At 74.0% G+C, this 17546-nt stretch carries 18 protein-coding genes; 12 read left to right on the top strand and 6 right to left on the bottom strand.

The features are described 5' to 3' along the window. The first annotated feature begins 26 nt into the window (after positions 1 to 26). Entirely contained in the window at positions 27 to 584 is a 558-nt protein-coding gene (locus ACFVUH_RS25470) for a DUF4240 domain-containing protein (protein ID WP_387915501.1), read from the top strand. A 364-nt stretch (positions 585 to 948) separates the two neighbouring features. Here the strand turns inward: ACFVUH_RS25470 and ACFVUH_RS25465 are convergent, their stop codons facing one another. Both ACFVUH_RS25465 and ACFVUH_RS25460 read right to left on the bottom strand, forming a co-directional pair. Further along, positions 949 to 2082: a DUF6745 domain-containing protein gene (locus ACFVUH_RS25465; protein ID WP_387915500.1), complete on the bottom strand. Its 1134-nt coding sequence runs from the start codon at positions 2080 to 2082 to the stop codon at positions 949 to 951. 109 nt (positions 2083 to 2191) lie between these two features. Then, entirely contained in the window at positions 2192 to 2518 is a 327-nt protein-coding gene (locus ACFVUH_RS25460) for a hypothetical protein (RefSeq protein ID WP_355359088.1), read from the bottom strand. Positions 2519 to 2747: 229 nt separating this feature from the next. Here ACFVUH_RS25460 and ACFVUH_RS25455 point away from each other — a divergent pair, with 229 nt between their 5' ends. The 9 genes from ACFVUH_RS25455 (at position 2748) to ACFVUH_RS25415 (ending at position 13548) form a co-directional block, all read left to right on the top strand. Further along, positions 2748 to 3701 (top strand): STM4015 family protein, encoded by a 954-nt coding sequence (locus ACFVUH_RS25455; RefSeq protein ID WP_355359085.1) that lies wholly within the window; start codon positions 2748 to 2750, stop codon positions 3699 to 3701. A gap of 69 nt (positions 3702 to 3770) precedes the next feature. Then, the gene (locus ACFVUH_RS25450) at positions 3771 to 4748 is read left to right on the top strand and encodes an STM4015 family protein (protein WP_387915499.1); all 978 of its coding nucleotides are present in this window, start codon (positions 3771 to 3773) and stop codon (positions 4746 to 4748) included. A gap of 10 nt (positions 4749 to 4758) precedes the next feature. Next, positions 4759 to 5988: an STM4014 family protein gene (locus ACFVUH_RS25445; RefSeq protein WP_387915498.1), complete on the top strand. Its 1230-nt coding sequence runs from the start codon at positions 4759 to 4761 to the stop codon at positions 5986 to 5988. 53 nt (positions 5989 to 6041) lie between these two features. Further along, complete coding sequence (locus ACFVUH_RS25440; protein ID WP_387915579.1) at positions 6042 to 6884, top strand: STM4013/SEN3800 family hydrolase; 843 nt, start codon at positions 6042 to 6044, stop codon at positions 6882 to 6884. Then, positions 6881 to 8275 carry an STM4012 family radical SAM protein gene (locus ACFVUH_RS25435; RefSeq protein ID WP_387915497.1) on the top strand — a complete coding sequence of 465 codons (1395 nt, stop codon included), beginning with the start codon at positions 6881 to 6883 and terminating at the stop codon, positions 8273 to 8275. Before ACFVUH_RS25440 ends, ACFVUH_RS25435 begins: the two co-directional genes overlap by 4 nt. Before the next feature lie 11 nt (positions 8276 to 8286). Further along, complete coding sequence (locus tag ACFVUH_RS25430) at positions 8287 to 9201, top strand: STM4011 family radical SAM protein (protein WP_387915496.1); 915 nt, start codon at positions 8287 to 8289, stop codon at positions 9199 to 9201. Between the two features lie 312 nt (positions 9202 to 9513). Then, entirely contained in the window at positions 9514 to 10644 is a 1131-nt protein-coding gene (locus ACFVUH_RS25425) for a methyltransferase (protein WP_387915577.1), read from the top strand. 108 nt (positions 10645 to 10752) lie between these two features. Continuing rightward, the gene (locus ACFVUH_RS25420; RefSeq protein ID WP_355359070.1) at positions 10753 to 11136 is read left to right on the top strand and encodes a VOC family protein; all 384 of its coding nucleotides are present in this window, start codon (positions 10753 to 10755) and stop codon (positions 11134 to 11136) included. Positions 11137 to 11505: 369 nt separating this feature from the next. Next, complete coding sequence (locus tag ACFVUH_RS25415) at positions 11506 to 13548, top strand: PIG-L family deacetylase (RefSeq protein WP_387915495.1); 2043 nt, start codon at positions 11506 to 11508, stop codon at positions 13546 to 13548. Between the two features lie 15 nt (positions 13549 to 13563). Here ACFVUH_RS25415 and ACFVUH_RS25410 read toward each other — a convergent pair whose 3' ends face one another. Beyond that, the gene (locus ACFVUH_RS25410; protein WP_355359064.1) at positions 13564 to 14082 is read right to left on the bottom strand and encodes a MarR family transcriptional regulator; all 519 of its coding nucleotides are present in this window, start codon (positions 14080 to 14082) and stop codon (positions 13564 to 13566) included. A gap of 135 nt (positions 14083 to 14217) precedes the next feature. On the opposite strand from ACFVUH_RS25410, the gene ACFVUH_RS25405 reads away from it, so the two are divergent. Continuing rightward, positions 14218 to 14628, top strand: a complete 411-nt coding sequence (locus ACFVUH_RS25405) for an organic hydroperoxide resistance protein (protein WP_355359061.1) — start codon at positions 14218 to 14220, stop codon at positions 14626 to 14628. A gap of 87 nt (positions 14629 to 14715) precedes the next feature. Here the strand turns inward: ACFVUH_RS25405 and ACFVUH_RS25400 are convergent, their stop codons facing one another. Next, positions 14716 to 15117, bottom strand: a complete 402-nt coding sequence (locus ACFVUH_RS25400; protein WP_387915494.1) for an SHOCT domain-containing protein — start codon at positions 15115 to 15117, stop codon at positions 14716 to 14718. Positions 15118 to 15377: 260 nt separating this feature from the next. Here ACFVUH_RS25400 and ACFVUH_RS25395 point away from each other — a divergent pair, with 260 nt between their 5' ends. Continuing rightward, the gene (locus ACFVUH_RS25395; RefSeq protein ID WP_355359055.1) at positions 15378 to 15749 is read left to right on the top strand and encodes a hypothetical protein; all 372 of its coding nucleotides are present in this window, start codon (positions 15378 to 15380) and stop codon (positions 15747 to 15749) included. Between the two features lie 82 nt (positions 15750 to 15831). On the opposite strand, the gene ACFVUH_RS25390 is transcribed toward ACFVUH_RS25395, so the two are convergent. Together ACFVUH_RS25390 and ACFVUH_RS25385 are read right to left on the bottom strand one after the other, a co-directional pair. Continuing rightward, positions 15832 to 16521, bottom strand: a complete 690-nt coding sequence (locus tag ACFVUH_RS25390; RefSeq protein WP_387915493.1) for a beta-glucanase — start codon at positions 16519 to 16521, stop codon at positions 15832 to 15834. A 161-nt stretch (positions 16522 to 16682) separates the two neighbouring features. After that, complete coding sequence (locus tag ACFVUH_RS25385) at positions 16683 to 17429, bottom strand: CBS domain-containing protein (protein WP_387915492.1); 747 nt, start codon at positions 17427 to 17429, stop codon at positions 16683 to 16685. Positions 17430 to 17546 lie beyond the last annotated feature (117 nt).

Raw genomic sequence — 17546 nt, 5'->3', positions numbered from 1 at the left:
CGGAGATCACCGGCAAGATCTTGTCTATGAACACCGACGCCTTCTGGGAACTCATCGAGGACTGCCGACGGCAGGCCACCGGTCGGGACGAGCGGCTCGCCTGGCTGCACACCGAGCTGTCGCAGCGGCCGGTGGCCGAAGTCGTACGCTTCCAGGCGAGTCTGGAAGAGGTCACTGATGACGGCTACAGCTGGGAACTGTGGGCGGCCGCGGAGCGGATCTTCGGCGGCTGGTGCTCGGACGACGGCTTCTTCTACTTCCGGCTCTGGCTGGTCGCTCTCGGGCGAGTTGCCTTCGAACGAGCCCTGGCCGAGCCAGACACGCTGGCTGACGCACCGGAGGTGCGGAAGCTGGTCGGCTGTCCCCGGTCGGCCTGGGGCGAGGACTGGCCGGAGTGGGAAGAGCTCGACTACGTGGCGGCCACGGCCTTCGAATCGCTGACCGGGACACACGACGAGGGCAACACCTTCTACGACCTGGTCGAGGCGGAGGACGGCCGCAGCACGAAGTCGGACGCAGAGCCCGCTGGCATCCGCTGGGACGTCCGCGACGAAGCGGAGGTAACCCAACGGCTCCGAGGCTGAGCGGGTTGTTTCCGATCGATCACACTCACTAACCCCCGAAGAACCCGGTCACGGGCCCACAGCCTGGGGAATTGTGTGAACTTCGCCCTGGGGAATTACGTGATCGTCGACAGGTCGTGGCGCAGCGACCTGGAGTGCGGCCGGTCCCGGTGGTAGGTGAAGAACTCCATGCCCGCAGGGTGCCGCCCCCGGCTCGGCGCGTCGACCCGATTTCCGCCACGGCCCCGGCAACCCGGCCCGCGCGGCATCGGCTCCCCTGGTGAAGCGGCCCTTCGACGCTTCCCTCTGCTGTTGTCAAGGAACGAGGACGCCCCGGGCCGCACCGCCGTCCGGGACCGGCTGCCCCGCGCGAAGCACCACGCGCTCAGGTCTGACGCTGCGGGTGGTACTCCGCCTCGGGTATGCCGAAGGTCCAGGCCACCCCGGCGCGGGCGGTGAGCGTGCTGGGCGGTACCCGCAGCCAGTAGGTGCGGAAGGTGCCGTCGGGCTCGGCGGTGGAGTTCACCACCTCGACCATCACCACCGCCTCGTCGTCGGGCAGCTCGATCCGCCAGAGCACCCCGGTCTCGTCCTGGTGCACCGGGACGGCGCCGGAGTCGGCCAGGTACCGCTCGTAGCCGTAGTGCTCCAACAGGACGCGGCGCAGTTCGGCGTTCTCCTCGGTGCGGATCCGCTCGACGGTGACGGTCCCGAGCCCGGCGAGGAACTCGGCGGGCACCGGCATGCCCCGCCAGGCATGCAGGGCGAAGCCGTCGGAGTACGCCAGGGCCGGGCCGTCGGCGCGGTCGAGCCGGCCGGCCTCGTCGCGGTGCAGCGCCACCGGGCGCTCGCTGACCAGCGCCACGTCCGCGTACGGCCACCACCAGCCGGCGCCGCCGGCGACCTCGGCCAGCGCGGCGATCGCCTCGCCCGCGGGGCCGCCCGGCACGTCCGACGAGGAGCCGAGCACCCCGGCCGCTTCGAAGGCGGCGAACCAGGGGGCGTCGTGCTGGCCGCGGACGGCGTCGAGCAGCGCGATGCGGACGGCGGTCCGGCGCTCGCGGGCCGCCTCGGCCACGTCGTCATCGTCGTTCTCGGTGTCCGGCTCGGGCGCGAGCCGGTCCAGGACGGCGCCGCGGATCCGGTCGGCGAGCGCGTTGGTCACCGGGCCGAGCTCGCCGCCGGTCAGTGCCCAGAGCGGCGCCCAGCCGGCCGCGCCGGTCCGTTCGACGGCCTGTCGGCGCACCGCGTCCCAGGGCAGGGTGCGGACCGCCTCGCGCACCGTCACGGCGCCCGCCTCGCGCAGCTCCAACGCCGCCTCGACGGCCGCCTGCGGCGAGCCGAACCACCGCACCGCGGCGGGCTCGGCCAGGCCCGCCGCCCGGTACGCGGCCCGCACCGCCCGCTCGACGCCGGCCCGGTCGGCCGGACCGGTGGCGGCGGCCGCAGCCCGCCAGCGGGCCGTCACCTCGGCCGGCCCGCCCGCCACGGGGGCCGGTGCCGTCTGTCCAGTCACCATCACACTCTCCGTTCCCGGCCGGGCACCCCGCCCGGCCGTGCCGCGGGCGCCGCGCGCCCGCCCCGATCCTCGTCCCTCGTCCGCGCGCCCCGGCGCGCGCCGCCGTCCGTCAGTCCGCGACCATGCGCACCGCGCCCGGCGCGTACTCGCGCTGGCGGACCACCCGGTACCAGCCCTTGGGCAGCGGGATCGCCGCGTGCTCCTCGTGCACCACCCGGCCGCCCTCCGGCAGGTGCAGCCACGCCGTGCCGAACGGCCCCGACTCGCGCCGCAGCTCCCCGGGGCCGACCACGGCATGCGCGTGCCCGGTGACCTCGCCCAGCGCCAGCACCAGCCGGCCCCGCGCGTCCCTGGGCTGCGCGGCCAGCGAACCCACCCGGCCCGGCACCGCCGGCTCCTCCACCGGCACCAACAGCACGTCTCCCTGACGGAACATCAGCTCTCCCTCGCCGACTCGACGACGCATCGGAATCCCACGCCACGGACCATAGGGCAAGGGTCTGACAACGACGCCCGGTGCCCGGGTGGCGGCTGTGCCGGACGGGGCCGGTGGGGCGTGCGGAGAGCAGAGTGCAACGCGCCCGGGCGACGCCCCGGGCACCGGATTGTCGGTCCGGGCTGGTAGACACTTGTTCGGCCCGCACCGACCCTCCGAGGAGCAGCGCATGACGGTCAACAACCACATCGAGGAGTTCCACGGCCTTCCCGTCTTCGATTTCGTCGCCGCCGTCGACGAGGGCGCCGCGCTGCCCGAGCCCGCCGCCGTGGCCTGGAAGATCGCCGTCGAGTTCGAGGCGGACCAGGACTGGGCCGCGCGCTGGCAGCAGTTCCTGGAACGCGTGGACACCGCCCGGGTGACCGCCGTGGTGGTCGGCGAGTGGTCGCAGGACGGCCCGGAGAGCTTCGCCGGACCGCTGGCCGCGATCCTCGGCGCCGCCGGCCGGCTGCCCGCCCTGCGCGGCCTGTTCATCGGCGACATCACGTACGAGGAGAACGAGATCTCCTGGATCCAGATGGTCGACGTGACGCCGGTGCTGACGACCTTCCCGCAACTCACCGAGCTGGTCGTGCGCGGTGCCTCCGACGAATCGGGCGGGGGCGAGGGCATCTCGCTCCGGCCGGTGCGGCACGAACACCTGCGGGCGCTGCGGTTCGAGTCGGGCGGCCTGCCCAGCGAGGTGCCGAAGGCGGTCGCGGCGAGCGAGCTGCCCGCGCTGGAGCGGCTGGAGTTCTGGCTCGGCGTGGCGGGCTACGGCGGCACCACCCGGCTCGCCGACCTGGAGCCGTTCCTGGACGGCACGCGCTTCCCCGCGCTGCGCCACCTCGGCCTGCAGAACAGCGAGATCGAGGACGAGATCGCCGCCGCCGTCGCACACGCCCCGGTGGTGCCCCGGCTGGAGTCGCTGAACCTGTCGATGGGCGTGTTCACCGACCAGGGCGCGACGGCGCTGCTGGAGGGCCAGCCGCTCACCCACCTCAAGGCCCTCGACCTGCACCACCACTACCTCACCGAGGCCATGCAGCAGCGGCTGGGCGAGTCCCTGCCGGGCGTGGTGATCGACCTGTCCGGGGCCGGCCGGCCCGACGACCAGTGGCGCTACGTCGCCGTCGCCGAGTAGCCCACGCCCGCGCCCACGCCCACCCGTCCGTTACCCGTATCCGCTCGAGCACCAGCGCCAGCGCCAGTCATGCCGCCCAGGGGGGCACCCGTGTTCATCACCGAATCCGTCGACCGCTTCCTCCACCTGCCGGTCGTCACCTTCTCGCTCAACGAGCCCCACCGGGGCGAACGGCACAGGCTGATCGACGAGCTGCCGGCTGCGGACGCCGCCGCGTGGCGGCTGGCCGTCGGCTACGGCTCCAAGGCCGGCTTCGACGACGTCTGGTCGGCCTTCCTCGCCGCGGTCGACCCGGCCGCCGTCCGCGCCCTGCTCATCGGCCCCTGGTGGATGCGGGACTACGTGCCGGTGGGCGAGACGCTCGCCCGGATCGTCGCCGACGCCGAGCGGTTCCCTGCCCTGGAGGCGCTCTTCATCGCCGACGTGACGTCCGAGGACTGCGAGATCTCCTGGCTGGAGATGTCGGACATCACCCCGGTGCTGAAGGCGTTCCCGCAGCTCACCGACCTGGTGGTGCGCGGCGGCAACGGACTCGTGCTCCACCCGGTCCGGCACGACCGGCTGACCGGCCTGCGCTTCGAGAGCGGCGGGCTGCCGGACGACGTGGTGCGGGCGGTCGCGGCGAGCGAACTGCCCGCGCTGGAGCGCCTGGAGCTGTGGCTGGGCGTCGACGAGTACGGGGGCGACGCGACGATCGACGACCTCGCGCCGTTCCTGGCGGGGACGCGGCTGCCGTCGCTGCGCCACCTCGGCCTGGAGAACAGCGAGTTCCAGGACGAGATCGCCGCCGCCGTGGCGCACGCCCCGGTGGTGCCGCAGTTGGAGTCGCTGAGCCTGGCCATGGGCGTGCTGAGCGACGAGGGCGCGGCCGCGCTGCTCGACGGCCAGCCGCTCACCCACCTCAAGTCCCTCGACCTGCACCACCACTACCTCACCGACGCCATGCAGGAACGGGTGCACCAGGCCCTGCCGGGCGTGGAGGTCGACCTCTCCGACGCCGAGGAGGACGACGAGGACGAGTGGCGCTACGTCGCGGTGGCCGAGTAGGAGGGCTCCGATGCTGACGACGACCCCCCAGACCGCCGGCCAGGCCGCCCCCCGGGCCGACGACCGGGCCGACGACCGAACCGGGGCCCGGGCTCCTCGCCCGGCCCGGCCGGAGCACCGGCTCCCGCCGGACGGGCGGCTGACCGTGCTCGGCAATCCCGGCCACCGCCGGGTGACGCTGTTCGCGGCCGCCGCGCGGGCCGCCGGCCTGCCCGAGCCCGCCGTCCTGCCCTGGATCGACCTGCTGCGCGGTGCCTACCGGCTGCCCGAGGGCACCGTGCTGCGCATCGAGTCGCCGGGAGAGGAGGAGGCGGTGGACGCGCTGCTGCGCGGACCGGCGCTCGGCGCGCAGTACGCGCCGACCCGGGTCGAGGGCGGCGCGGCCTGGTACGCCGGGGTGACGGCCGCGCTGCGCGCACTGGCCGGGACTCCCGGGGTACGGCTGCTCGGCGACCCCGAGGAGATCGCCGTGATGTTCGACAAGCGGCGGACGCACGCACTGCTGTCGCGCGCCGGCGTGCCGGTGCCGCGCGCCCTCGGCGGGGCCGCCGTCACGGGCTGGGAGGACCTCCGCACCCGGCTGGACGCCGCCGGGCTGCGCCGGGTCTTCGTCAAACCGTCCCACGGCTCCTCCGCGTCGGGGGTGGTGGCGCTGGAGTTCGGACCGCGCGGCCAGCTGCGGGCCACCACCTCGGTGGAACTCGCCGACGGGCGGCTGTACAACTCGCTGCGGGTGCGTCGCTACCGGGAGGAGCGGCTGGTCGCGGAGCTGGTCGACCGCCTCGCCCCGGACGGCCTGCACGTCGAGCAGTGGGTGCCGAAGGCCTCGCAGTCGGGGCGCTCGGCCGATCTGCGGGTCGTGGTGGTCGCCGGACGGGCCACCCACGCGGTGGTCCGCACCAGCGCCCAGCCGATGACCAACCTCCACCTCGGCGGCGCCCGGGGCAGCCTCGACCTGGCCCGAGAGGCCGCCGGACCGGCCTGGCCGGACCTGCTGGAGACGGCGGAACGGGCGGCGGCCTGCTTCCCGAACTCCCCGACGGTCGGCGTCGACGTGCTGCCGACCGCCGCGTGGCGGCGGACGGTGGTCGGCGAGGTCAACGCCTTCGGGGATCTGCTGCCCGGCCTCACCGGCCTGCCCGGCGGCCCCGCCGAGGGCCTGGACACCTACGCCGCCCAGCTCGCCGCCCTCGGCGCCGCGCCCGCACCAACGATCCACCCACGTACGGAACAGCCCTGATGAACCACCGCCCCAGCACCCCCGCCCCCGCCGTCCCGGCCGACTCCCCCGACATGAACGCCGTGGTGGGCAGCCACGACCTGCTGCTCGTCACGCTCGACACCCTGCGCTTCGACGTCGCCGAGGAACTGGCCGCCGCCGGACGGATCCCGCACCTGGCCGCCCACCTGCCCGGCGGACGCTGGGAGCGACGGCACTCCCCCGGCAGCTTCACCTACGCCGCCCACCAGGCGATCCTGGCCGGCTTCCTACCGACCCCCGCCTCGCCGAACGGGCCGCACCCGCGCCTGTTCGCCGCCCGGTTCGCCGGTTCGGAGAGCACCGCGCCGCGCACCTGGGTGTTCGACGCCCCGGACCTCCCGACCGCGCTCGCCGGCGCCGGCTACCGGACGGTCTGCATCGGCGGGGTCGGCTTCTTCAACAAGCAGGGCCCGCTCGGCTCGGTGCTGCCCGGTCTCTTCCAGGAGAGCCACTGGTCACCGGAGATGGGCGTCCCCTCGCCGACCTCCTTCGAGGAGCAGGTCGCCCGCGCCGAGCGGGTTGCCGCCGAGCAACCCGCCGACCAGCCGCTCTTCCTCTTCGTCAACGTCTCGGCGCTGCACCAGCCGAACTGGTTCCACCTGCCCGGTGCCACGCGCGAGCACGGTGACAGCCGGGCGAGCCACGCCGCCGCCCTGGAGTACGTGGACGCCCACATCGGCCGGCTGTTCGCGGCGATGAGCGCCCGTCGGCCGTGTTTCGCGATCGTCTGCTCGGACCACGGCACGGCCTACGGCGAGGACGGCTACACGGGCCACCGCATCGGCCACGAGGTGGTCTGGACGGTCCCGTACGCGCACTTCACGCTCCCCGCGAGCACCCCGCCGTCCGCCACGCCCGCCGAGGAGACCGCATGACCACCGCCCCCGCCCGGCCGGCCCACGACCCGGCGCCCGCGACCCCCTCCGCACCGACCGCCGAGCCGCCGTACGCTCCCCCGTACCAGTCGTACGTCTACGCCTACCCCCACAAGACCGCCTACCGGGAACTGCCGGACCGACCGCCGCTGCGCGAGCTGTGGGCGGGCGAGGCGCAGCACGCGCTCTCCCTCTACCTGCACATCCCGTTCTGCGAGGTGCGCTGCGGCTTCTGCAACCTGTTCACCCGGATCGGCGGCCCGGACGGTCTGACCACCGCCTACCTGGACGCGCTGGACCGGCAGGCCGTGGCCGTGCGCGCGGCGCTGGACGAGGGCGCCCGGTTCGCGCTCGCCGCGTTCGGCGGCGGCACCCCGACCTATCTGAGCGCCGCCGAGCTGGAGCGGCTCTGCGACATCGCCGAGCACCGGATGGGCGCCGACCTGCGGGCGGTCCCGCTGTCGGTCGAGGCCTCCCCCGCCACCGCCACCGCCGACCGTCTGGCGGTGCTCGCCGAGCGGGGCACCACCCGGCTGAGCCTGGGCGTGCAGTCCTTCGTGGACGCGGAGGCCCGCTCGGCGGTCCGCCCGCAGAAGCGCGCCGACGTCGAGGCCGCGCTGGGCCGGATCCGCGACGCCGGGTTCCCCGTCCTCAACATCGACCTCATCTACGGCATCGACGGCCAGACCGAGGCGAGCTGGCTCCACTCGCTGGACGCCGCACTGGCCTGGCAGCCCGAGGAGCTGTACCTCTACCCGCTCTACGTGCGCCCGCTGACCGGACTGGCCCGGCGCGGGGAGGCGGAGGGCCCGGCCGAATGGGACGCCCGCCGGCTGGCCCTCTACCGGGCCGGGCGCGACCACCTGCTCGCCCACGGCTACCAACAGGTGTCGATGCGGATGTTCCGCCGCGCGGCCGCGCCGCAGGCCGGGGTGAGCGAGTACGCCTGCCAGACCGACGGCATGGTCGGCCTCGGCTGCGGTGCCCGCTCCTACACGTCCCGGCTGCACTACTCCTTCGACTACGCGGTGGACGCGACCGAGGTGCGCCGCATCATCGACGACTACGTGGCGACCGAGTCGTTCGACCGTGCCGTGGTCGGCCGGGCGATGACACCGGCCGAGGCACGGCGACGGCACCTCGTGCAGTCGCTGCTCCAGGCCGAGGGGCTGGCGCTCGACGACTACCGGGCCCGTTTCGGCGGCACGCCGGCCGAGGACTTCCCCGCCGAACTGGCGGAGTTCGCGGCCCGCCGCTGGCTGGCGGACGACACGGACGCGGCCCACCGACTGCGGCTGTCCCCCGAGGGGCTGGCGCACTCGGACGCGGTCGGACCGATGCTGTTCTCGTCCGAGGTGCGCACGCTGATGGCCGGATACGAGGCGAAATGACCTTCCTCGGCATGCCCACCGCCGGTCCGCCCGCCGTCGGCCCGGCCTCCACCGACGCCGCTCCCGATCGGCCCGTCGACCTCGGCATCCTCTACCGGGGCCCGCTGGCCTCCTGCGACTACGACTGCCCGTACTGCCCGTTCGCCAAGCGACGCGACACGCCCGGGCAACTGCGCGCCGACCGTGCCGCGTTGGAGCGGTTCGCCGACTGGGTGGCCGGCCGCGCCGGCACCGGCGACACCGTCTCGGTGCTGTTCACCCCCTGGGGCGAGGCGCTGGTGCGGTCCTGGTACCGCCGCGCCATGGTGGAGCTGAGCCACCTGCCGCACGTCCGGCGGGTCGCCGTCCAGACCAACCTCAGCTGCCGCACCGGCTGGCTGGCCGAGGCCGACCTCGACACCCTCGCGCTCTGGGTCACCTACCACCCCGGCCAGGTCGACCACGACCGCTTCCTCGCCAAGTGCCGCGAACTCGACGCCCTGGGCGCGCGGTACAGCATCGGGGTGGTCGGGCAGCCGGAGCACCTGGCGGCGGCCCGGCGGCTGCGCGCCGAGCTGTCCCCCGCCGTCTACCTCTGGATCAACGCCGCCGAGGGGTGCACCTACACCGACGAAGAGGCGGCCGACTGGACCGCGCTCGACCCGCACTTCGGCTTCAGCCGCCACGCCCACCCCAGCGCCGGCCTCCCCTGCCGCACCGGCGAGTCGGTGCTCTCGGTCGACGGCGACGGCACCGTCCGCCGCTGCCACTTCGTCCGCGAGGAGCTGGGCAACCTCTACGACGGCTCCTACCGCGCCCGCCTCGCCCCGCGCGCCTGCCCGCTGCCGGTCTGCGACTGCCACATCGGCTACGTCCACCTGGAGACCCTGCCGCTGTACGACGTCTTCGCGGGCGGTGTCCTGGAGCGCATCCCGCACGCCTGGTGACGGACCGCCATCGGGCAAAAGCCGGTTGCGGGACGACCACAGCACGTGACACCGTGACCGTGATCCCAAGAAGGTGATCCCAGGGAAGGGGCTGCTCATGGCAGGCTGCGCCGTACCGGGCCTGGTGCTCGGCGACTCGTCGGTCCGCACGTCGACCGGGGAGCCACGTCTCGTCTGACCCACCGTTGTTCCCCTCCTCGTCGGCGTGTCCTTCGTGTCCGTTCGCACGTTCGACCACGAGGAGTCCCGGTGCCCGCAACCACCCGCACCGACGTCACCACGACCGTCACCGCCCTCACTCCTGCTGATTCCCTGACCGCCCGCTGGCACAGCGAGACCAACGCGCCGCCGCCAGGCCGCGTCGTCCTCGCCGACGACCGCCTGCGCGCCGACACCGCCCACCGGCTGGTCTCCCAAGGTGCCGCTGTGCTCTGGCAAGGCGACTACCACGGCGCCCGCCAACTGCTCGCCGCGCTCGCCCGCCGAGCCGAACGCGAGGAACGCCCGCCTCGAACGGCCGACTCGACCACCCCGGGCGAGGCGTTCCGGGAACAGCGGCGCGAGCGCGCCCGGACCGCGGGCCTGCTCGGCCGCCTCGTGGTGCGGTTGGAGGCCGACCACGCCCTCCTGCTGCCTCGCGCACCCGACGTCCGGCAGGCCTGCCGCGAGGCGTACGGACCGTCGGACGGGCCGCGACTGGTCGCGCTCCGGGAACTGCTCGGCGTCCTCGGCGCGTGGCAGTGGCACCAGCGGGGCGTGTATGTGCCCGCGCTCGGCGCACGTGTCCATCCGTGCTACGGCGTGTTCTCCCCGGTCCGCGGCGAGTACGTCGATCTGGTGGCCCGGGCGCCGATGCCCGCCGCCGTGCTCGCCGGCGGGACCGTGTTCGACCTCGGCACCGGGACCGGAGTACTGGCCGCCGTCCTGGCGCGACGCGGGGCCGGACGGGTGCTGGTCACCGACGTGAATCCGCGAGCCCTGCTCTGCGCCCGCGACAACGCGCGCCGCCTGGGCCTGGCCCACCGCATCCGAGCGGCCGGGACCGACCTCTACCCGCCCGGCGACGGGCGGGCCGGTCTGGTGGTCTGCAATCCACCGTGGCTGCCGGCCGAGCCCACCTCCGTTCTGGAGCAGGGCGTCTACGACTCCGGCGGCCGAATGCTGCACGGCTTCCTCGGCGGGCTGGCACAGCGGCTCGCGCGCGGCGGCGAAGGCTGGCTGATCCTCTCCGACCTCGCCGAGCACCTCGGTCTGCGGTCGCGCGCCGACCTTCACGCGGCTTTCGCCGCCGCCGGTCTGCGCGTCGTCGGCCGCCGCGACATCCGCCCCCGGCACCCGCGCGCGACCGGGGCCACCCGACGCACCGGTGTCCGGAGCATCGATCCGCTCCGTGCCGCCCGCGCCGCCGAGGTGACATCGCTGTGGCGCCTCGCCCCGGTGTGACGCCCCGTCGTCCGTCGAACACGCCGGGCCATGCCCGGCGTCCGGCAGTCGCCCTGCGTGGCCGAGGCCGGTGCCGCGTACCTACGCTGGAGGGAGGAGGCGATCAACATGCTTGGAGACGCACCCCTGGTGGCGATCATCCCTGCCGTCGACCTGGCCCGGGCGAAGGCCTACTACACCGACACTCTCGGCCTCAAACTCACTGATGCCGGTCCGGAGGGCGACCTGACCTTCGAATGCGGCGGCACCGAGTTCGGCATCTACGAGACACCCAGCGGCGGCCAGGCCGCCCACACCCTGGCCAGTTTCAAGGTTCCCGATCTGGACGCGGAGATGGCCGCGCTGCGCGGCAGGGGCGTCGAATTCGAGGACTACGACATACCCGGGCTGAAGACCGTCAACGGCGTCGCGGAGGCCGAGGGCATGCGCGCCGCCTGGTTCAAGGACAGCGAGGGCAACATCCTCTGCCTGAACGAGCGGACCAACGGCTGACGGCCGCCGGATCCGACATTCGCGCGCCCGGCCGGGACGATCCCGGCCGGGCGTCGGCGTGCCCGCCGCCCCCGGACCGCCCACGGCAGCCTCCGGTCACCCGAAATCGACCCCGCCCGGATTTCCTCCGCCATGCCCCGCCCGCCCATTGTCCGGTTTGTAGCGGTACAGAGCGCTATGCGAGCAGTGATCAATTTCATCCGTTCTTTGTGGGATTCATCACGAGGAGTCCGGCCCGCACCCCCGACGATCGGCGGGGTTCGCCGACCGGGATTTGACGTCGGCCGATCGCCTTGGGGATAGTCCGTTCCGGACCGACCGGGCGACACCACCGATCTCCTGCTCGGGGGCGAGGAGAGCGGGGGCTCGATGCGATTTCCGAAGGTTGTGGGCACGCTGCTCGTGGCAGCCCTGAGCGCGCCCCAGGCGCCGATCGGCGCCACCCCGAAGGACCTCACCGAGTCGGCAACCACGGCCGTCGCACCCGCCGCATCGGGCGACGAATCGTTCCTGCAGATCGTCGCGCACCAGGACGACGACATCCTCTTCATGAACCCGGACCTGAACCGGCAGTACGCGGCGCCGTCGGTCACCGTCTACCTGACCGGCGGCGAGACACCGGGCACCTCGCTCGGCAGCCCGTGCGCCTACTCCGAGAGCCGGAACTCCGGCGCCAGGGCCGCGCACGCCCGGCTGGCCGGGGTGGCCGAGCCGACCTGGAGCACCACCGCACTACGGCTGGCCGGCGGGAAGACCGTCCAGGTCGACACCCTGGACCAGGCGCCGCAGATCAAGCTGGTCTTCCTCAGGCTGCACGAGGGCGGCGACTGGAACTACCCCGACGGCCACAACCGGGCCACCCTCGACACCCTCTTCACCGAGGGCTCGGGCGGACCCTCCCACCAGTCCACGCTCGGCAGCCTGCCCGCCGACGGGGAGTGCGACCCCGCGTACGCGCACCAGGACTACACCCACGACGAGCTCGTGGCCACGCTGACCGAGCTGATGGAACGGTTCCGCCCGACCGTGCTGCGCGCCCAGGACCCGCGCGTGCCGTACGGCTACAGCCGCGATCCGCTCAATCCCGCCGACCACGCCGACCACATCGCCACCGCGCGATTCGCCGGAAAGGCCGCGCTCGATTATCACGGACCGGACGGAAGCGGCCGGGTGATTCTCCGGAACTACCGCGACTACAACGTGCGCATGGAGCCGCCGAACCTTCCCGCCAGTTCCACGAAGGAGAAAAGGAAGACCTTTCTCGCCTATCTGGGACCGAAACGCCCCGGAACCTACAGCGGATATTCCGGCGCGTACGACCCCGAGGCGAATCCGGACGAGGCGAATTTCTACGCGGACTTCCCGTCCCGGCAGTATCCGCGCTGGTCGAACGGCACCGCATGGGCGGCGCAGGACGGCACCGGCGCGCTGAACGCCTTCGCCGTGCTCGACAACCGGGTGCAGTCCTGGCGCGAGTCCGAAGCGGGCGGCGCATGGAGCGGACCGGTGCCCGTGCCCGGCGGGGAGGGCCTCGCGGCCGCGCTCGGCGTGGTGCGGGACACCGCCGGGCTGATCCACCTGTTCGGGGTCCGGCTCGACGACGACCGGATCGTCACCGTCGCCCAGACCGCCCCGGGCAGCTGGGGCGACTGGACCGTGCTCGGCAACCCCGACCCCGTCACCCCGGGGTTCATCGGCAGCCCCGTCCCCGTCCTCGGCGGTGACGGGCGGCTGACCGTCTTCGTCCGCAACACGGGCGGCGGCGTCAGCGCGCTCGGCCAACTGCCCGACGGCGGCTGGCCCGCGGACTGGACCGACCTCGGCGGCACCCAGGTGCGGGACGGCCTGGCCGCCACCCTCGCCGCCGACGGCCGGGTCGAGCTGTTCGCGCCGACCAGGGACGGGATCGGGCACTGGCGGCAGTCGGCGCCCGGCGGCCCGCTCGTCCGGGACGCCGCCTTCCTCGGCCCGCCCCCGGCGGGACCGCTCACCGCGAGCCGCACCGCGGACGGCAGGCTGGGGCTCTTCTTCCACCAGGCCGGCACCGGACAGGTCGTCACCCGCTACGTGCGGCCGAACGGCTCCTGGACCACCACACCCGAGTCGCTGGGCGGCCCGGCCGGTCTGGAAGGTGTCGCCGCGGTGACCGGCACCGACGGCCGGACGACCGTGGCCATCCGCAACGGCGCCGGTGGGATCAGCCTGGCCTCGCAGTCGGCCGCCAACCGGGGCTCCGCCGCGGCGTGGTCCGACCTCGGCCGGCTGATCGTCGGCGCGCCGACCGTGGCGCTCGACGCCGTCGGCCACCGCGTCGTCCTGGCGCTCGGACCGGACGCCGTCCTGCGCACCGCCCGGCAGAGCGGCCCGGGGGCCGACAGCCCCTTCGACCCTTGGCAAGCCGCCGGGAGCTGAGCCCGGCCGCAGGGCTCAGTGCTCGGCGGCGAGCCCCGGGACAGCGGTGTCGAGGGCGAGGGTGAGCCGGTCCAGCAGGGCCCGCAGGGCGGCGAGTTCCTCGACGGGCAGGCCGGTGGCGGCAAGCAGACGGCGGGGCACCAGACCGGCGCGCTCCCGCAGGGCCGAGCCCTCGTCGGTGAGGCGGACGGTGACCGAGCGTTCGTCCTCGGGGCTGCGCTCGCGGCGCACCAGGCCTGCCGCCTCCAGCCGCTTGAGCAGCGGGGACAGGGTGCCGGAGTCGAGCCGCAGGCGCTCGCCGATCCGCTTGACCGGCAGGTCGCCGTCCTCCCAGAGGACGAGCATGACCAGGTACTGCGGGTAGGTCAGGCCGAGGTCCTTGAGCAGCACCCGGTAGACGCCCCCGAAGGCGCGGGAGGCGGCGTTCAGCGAGAAGCAGATCTGCCGGTCCAGCCGGAGCAGATCGGCGTCGTCGGGCAGGTCGGAGAGGTCGGGCACGTCAGGCAGGTCGGACAGCGCGGTCGGCTCGGTCATGGGTCCATGGTAGCGAGGACCCATGCGCGATTAAGTTGTGCGCAATTTAATTGCGTGCTCTACTTGTCTCCGGCAGGCGGCCCGCCCGGGCCGTGCCGGACCGAGACTTCGAACGCAGGACGGAAGGGAACGGACATGGACGCGCTCTACACCGCAGTGGCCACCGCCAACGGCCGGGAGGGCCGCGCCGTCAGCTCCGACGGGCAGCTCGACCTCGCTCTGGCCATGCCGCCCGGCCTCGGCGGCAGCGGTCAGGGCACCAACCCGGAGCAGTTGTTCGCGGCCGGCTACTCCGCCTGCTTCGCCAGCGCGCTGAGCCTGGTCGGCCGGCAGTCGAAGGTGGACACCGGTGACATCTCGGTGACCGCCGAGGTGTCCATCGGCCGCGACGGCGAGGGCTTCGGCCTCTCGGTGGTGCTGCGGGTCGAGCTGCCGGAGGCGCTGGCGGGTGAGACCGGCGAGCTGCTGGTCAAGAAGGCCCACGAGGTGTGCCCGTACTCCCGCGCCACCCGCGGCAACATCCCGGTCGAGCTCGTCGTCGAGTAGATCACGCAGGTCGAACCGATCGAGCAGCCGGACGATCCGAGCGGTCGGCGGGGCCCGTCGCGCAGGTGCGCGGCGGGCCCCGCCGCGTCAGCCGCCCGGCCCTTCGGGCGGACGCGGCGGCGGAGGCGGGCCGGGCGGGGCGGGCGGAACAGGCGGCGGCGCACCGGGCGCCGGTCCGCCGCCCGTGGAACGGAGCACGTCCAGACGGTGCCGGTACTCCTCGGCGTCGATCTCACCGCGCGCGAACCGCTCCGCGAGGACCTGCTCGGGCAACGGCACCGGCGGCGCCCCGCCCGACGGACCGGGTGACCCCGGCGGGCTCGCGGCCCACGCGCCCTTGGACGGCGGCCCGGGCGCCCGCGACTGCCGGACCAGGACCACCGCGACGGCCACCAGCGCCAGCACCACCAGCAGCAGCCCCAGCGCCATCAGACCCAGGCCCCAGCCGCCGAACCCATGGCCGTAGCCATGGCCGTTCCAGTACCTCATCACGACCTCCTCACCACCCCGGCCGGGCGGGTGGCGGCCGTGACGGCCGGCCCGCACCGGGGCGATCGGCGCCTCACCACCATCGTGCGCCCGCGCCCGTCGGAGCGGCGTGAAGAACGGGGGCGGCGACCCGGGGACGGGGGCGGAGGCCACGGCGCGCGGAGAGCCGACGAGCATGCGTCGGCACCCGCCCGGCGATCCGGGAATCCTGCGGGCCCGGGCCCGGGCCCGCCCGCACCGGGCCGGGTAGCGTTCGCCCCATGAACCACCACCCGCCGGCCGACGACCGTGAGCGCCTCGTCGCGGCCGGGGTGCTGCTCCGCTACCAGGACCACCGCCCCCACCCCGCCCTCGGCCACTCCTCCATCGGCTACGTCTCCACGGTGCTCTGGTTCGAGCTCACCGCGCTGGCCATCTCGCCCGACGCCGCGGCGACGACCGCGCACGCGCTGCTGCGGGCCATCGCCGCCAACGCGGTGGACGCGGCGCTCGCGCCCGGCAACGAGTCCGCGCCGCGCAACGACCTCTACGTGACGTATCCCGCGCACATCGGCCCGTACCGGCGGGTGGTCTGGTTCCAGCGCTCGGGCCCGCGCGGCCTGATCACGGCGATGTTCCCGCCCGAGCACTGACCGCCCGAGCACCGACCACCCCAGCACCGACCACCACGGCACCGACCACCCGAGCACCGACCACCACGGCACGACCCGCCGGTCACGTCCGCCCCGGCGTTCCCGCGCCCGCACCCGGGCCGCCGCGCTCCACCCACAGGCTGTGGCAGGTCCAGCCGAACCGGTCCGGCCCGTAGGCCGGCGGGCGGGCGTGGTACGTGCCGTCCGCGACCGAGAGGTTGACGATCAGGTAGGCGTGCCAGTCGGAGCCGACACCACGGCGGTCGGCGTGGATGAGGGTGTCGTCGACGAACCAGTCCACCGAGTACGCGCCGAAGACGGCCCGCAGGCCGAAGGTGGCCCCGGGGGCTATGCCGGCGTCGGCCCCGTGCCAGTACCGGTAGCCGCCCCGGACGTGGTTGGAGATCTCCAGCAGGTCCGGGTTGTCGGGGTGGTACTCGAACACGTCGATCTCGTTGCCGCCGTCCCGCCACGTCCAGATCGCCGGCCAGGCGCCCAGCGCGACGGGCAGGGTGACCTGTGCGCTCAGGGTGTCGCCGGTGCGGAGCTGGAAGCCGTCCGGGCTGCCCTCGGTGGTGAGCAGGTTGCACGTCCACAGGTCCCCGCCGTGCCGCCGGGTGGCGGTGAACAGCCCGTCGGGGCAGTAGGCGCGGCTGAGGAAGTCGAGTTTGTGGTCGCCCCGGTTGGTCGGCCCCATCCGGGGATAGGCGCTACTGCGCCCCGCGACCCACTGGCTGGTCGATGTGAAGTCCGCGTCGAACACGACGGCCACGGCTGCCTCCCCGGTAACCGGCGGCGCGGCGGCCCGCTACCGCCGCACACGCCGAGTGAGATACCCGGTGCGCAGCGCGATATTCGAACCGGACGCTCCGGGTCCAGCCGGGCGTCCGGTCGAACGACGCGGAGGCGGGCCCGGTGCGCGGGCGTGCGGATTCAGGCTATGGATGCAGGCGCGTCGCTCCCGCGCGCGCCATCACCGCCCACGCCCCCCGACCCACCGATTCCACCGATTCCACCGATTCCGTCGTCTGACGCGACCGGGGAGCCGCCGTCCGGGCCCACGCCGCCGAAGATGTCGGCGCTCAGCCGGTCGGTCACCGACACCACGCCGTCGACCGAGCGGCAGAGGTTCAGCACGATCGGGACGAGATGCGGCTCGGGCACCGTACCGCTGAGCACCACCCGCCCCTGGTCGACCTCGACGCCCACCTCGGCGGGGCTCACGCCCTCGATCCGGCCGAGCACCTCCTCCACGATCTCCCGGCGGATCACCCGGTCCTCGCGCAGGAAGACCCGCAACAGGTCGCCCCGGCTGACCATGGCGAACACCCGGCCGTCCTGGTCCAGCACCGGCAGCCGCTTCAGGCCGTGCCGGCTCATCAGCCGGGCCGCCGCGACCACACTGGCCTCCGGGGTGGTGCAGATCGCCGGGCCGGTCATCAGATCGGCGGCGGTGACCGCGCCGCCCGGACCGGTCCGGGGGAGGTCCGGCGGCGGCATGTGGCTCCCCGGGTCCTCCTGGGCCGCCAGGGTGAGCAGCAGGTCCGCCTCCGAGACTATGCCGAGCGGCCGGCCGTCGCCGTCCACCACCGGCACCCCGGTGATGTCGTACTCGGCCAGTAGCGCGACGATCTCCCGGAAGCCGGTCTGGGGAGCGACCTGGACCACGGGACTGGTCATGACTGATTCGACGGTGGCATGCCGCACGCCGGTTCACCTCGTCCGAAGGCGCGGTCCGACCGGACAGACCCCTGTCGTCCGATCGGCTGTACCAGCGAGCATCTCCCCCGACCGGGC

Origin of the sequence: Kitasatospora sp. NPDC058032, from assembly GCF_042885845.1 — a bacterium.
In the GTDB taxonomy this organism is placed as follows: Bacteria; Actinomycetota; Actinomycetes; order Streptomycetales; family Streptomycetaceae; genus Kitasatospora.
The sequence above is the reverse complement of the archived record's forward strand: the minus strand, read 5'-3'. Positions and strand labels throughout refer to the sequence as shown.